The sequence below is a fragment of the Streptomyces sp. NRRL B-24572 genome, from assembly GCF_002156145.1.
GTDB classification, from domain to species: domain Bacteria; phylum Actinomycetota; class Actinomycetes; order Streptomycetales; family Streptomycetaceae; genus Streptomyces; species Streptomyces vietnamensis.
The window spans coordinates 1-2,070 of the sequence record NZ_MWIG01000837.1 but is presented as its reverse complement, the minus strand read 5'-3'; the positions used below and the strand labels follow the sequence as shown (position 1 = coordinate 2,070).

Below are 2,070 nucleotides of genomic sequence, written 5' to 3'. Positions count from 1 at the left end.
TCCGGGGTGCGGCCCGGCCCGTGGACCGGCGGGCGGCGGGGCCTCTGGTGCGCGGGTGCGCGTGCTGCTGGGCGAGGGCGACGAGAACCCGCGGTTCGGCGTGGCCGCCGTGTTGCGGGCCGCCGGGCTCGCCGTCGACGAGGCGGATGACCCGCCCCGGGCCGACGAGGCGCTGTTCGCGACCGCGTACGACTGCGCGGTCTTCGACCGGACGCTGCCGTCCGGGGACGCCGCCGCCTTCGTCGAGCGTCTGCGCCGCGCCGACCAGGCGGTCCTGCGGGGCGAACTGAGCGAGTGAACGGGTTTCCGCCCGTTCAGGGGCCCTTCGACGCCTACTCGACCGGGCTCGGGCCGCCGTGGCGGCGGAGCCAGGCCAGGACGGCGCGGACCCGGCGGTGGCCGCTGTCGCCGGTCGACAGGCCGAGTTTGAGGAAGACGCTGCCGATGTGCTTGTGGACGGCGTTGTCGGTGACGAAGAGCCGCTGGGCGATGCCCGCGTTGTCGTGTCCCTCGGCCATCAGCGCCAGGACCTCGCGCTCGCGGGGGGTGAGGGCGTCGACGGGGTCGCCGCGGACGGCGAGGAGCTGGGCGATCACCTCCGGGTCCATGGCGGTGCCGCCGGCGGCCACGCGGCGCAGGGCGTCGGTGAACTCCGCGATGCGGCTCACCCGGTCCTTGAGGAGATAGCCGATGCCGCCGCGGGGGTCGGAGAGGAGACGGCCCGCGTACTCCTGCTCGACGTACTGGGACAGGACCAGGACGGGAAGTCCGGGGTGGTCGCGGCGGGCCCGGAGGGCGGCGTGGATCCCCTCGTCGCGGAAGGCCGGGGGCAGCCGTACGTCGACGATGGTGACGTCCGGGCGGTGGGTCTCGACGGCGGCGAGGAAGCCGGGGGCGTCCTCCGCGATCGCGGCGACCTCGAAGCCCTGGGAGCCGAGGAGGAGTTCGAGCCCCGAGGCCAGCAGGACGTTGTCCTCGGCGATGACTACACGCACGGCAGCTCCACGGTCAGGGTGGTCGGCCCGCCCGGCGGGCTGATGATCTTCATGGTGCCGTCCAGGGCGGCCGCGCGGCGACCGATTCCGTCCAGACCGCTGCCCCGGGACGCGTCCGCCCCGCCGGTCCCGTCGTCGGTGATCTCCGCGGACAGCGACGCGCCGTCGCGGGCGACCCGGACGGCGGCCCTGGTGGCCCGGCTGTGCCGGGCGATGTTCGCGAGGGCCTCGGTGACGGCGAAGTAGGCGACCGCCTCGACCGCGGCGGGGACCTCGCCGAGCTCGCCGATGTCGATACGGGTCGGCACACCGGCCCTGGTGCCCAGGGCACCGAGCGCGCCGACGAGACCCTGGTCCGCCAGCACCGGGGGGTAGACGGCGCGGATGACGGAACGCAGCTCGGTCATGGCCTCCTCGGTCTCGGCCTGGGCCTGCCGTACGAGCACGGCGGCCGCGTCCGGGTCCCGGGGAAGGGTCTCCCCGGCCACGGCCAGCCGCATGGCGATGGCCACGAGCCGGGCCTGCGTGCCGTCGTGCAGGTCGCGTTCGATCCGGCGGAGTTCCGCCCCGTGCGCCCGCAGCACGTCCGCGCGCGTCCGGGTGAGCTCGCTGACGCGCGCCGCCAGCCGCTCCGCGGAGGACGGCGCCAGGACGGCCAGACAGCACCGCGCGTGCACCCGGGCGAGCGGGGGGAGGGCGAGGGCCGACAGGGCCGCGAGGAGAACGAACTGCGCCAGGTCGGCCGTCAGCGCGGGGGTCCAGCCGTCGACGGGGACGTCGAGGAGCAGGAGCCGTGGCGGGTCCGATGCGGGGAACGCCCACCACCCCACGGTGACGACCAGGGTGAGGAGCAGGTTGCCCAGGCACAGCAGGGCGACCGCGCCCGCGGGCAGGCCGGTGGCCACCTGGACCGCGAGCCACGCCAGGTCGCGGCGGACGGCGCGCGGGCGCGGCTCCACCGGTCGGCCGAGGAGCGCCCCGGCCCGCCGGCGGTGGCGCTCCGCCCAGGGAGCCGCGAGCGACGGCACGCACAGCAGCGGCGCCGCCACGAGCGTCACCGCCGCGGTCAGCAGGG

The 2,070-nt window shown here is 76.4% G+C and carries 2 protein-coding genes and 1 pseudogene; 1 reads left to right on the top strand and 2 read right to left on the bottom strand.

All coding sequences use genetic code 11. The features are described 5' to 3' along the window. Positions 1-298, top strand: a pseudogene (locus tag CCN56_RS36945) (hypothetical protein); the annotation flags it as partial. A gap of 34 nt (positions 299-332) precedes the next feature. Here CCN56_RS36945 and CCN56_RS36940 read toward each other — a convergent pair. Both CCN56_RS36940 and CCN56_RS36935 read right to left on the bottom strand, forming a co-directional pair. Then, positions 333-995: a response regulator transcription factor gene (locus CCN56_RS36940; protein ID WP_086832095.1), complete on the bottom strand. Its 663-nt coding sequence runs from the start codon at positions 993-995 to the stop codon at positions 333-335. Next, the coding region (locus CCN56_RS36935; protein WP_107484288.1) for a sensor histidine kinase at positions 986-2,070 on the bottom strand (1,085 nt) is incomplete at its 5' end. The genes CCN56_RS36935 and CCN56_RS36940, both read right to left, overlap by 10 nt.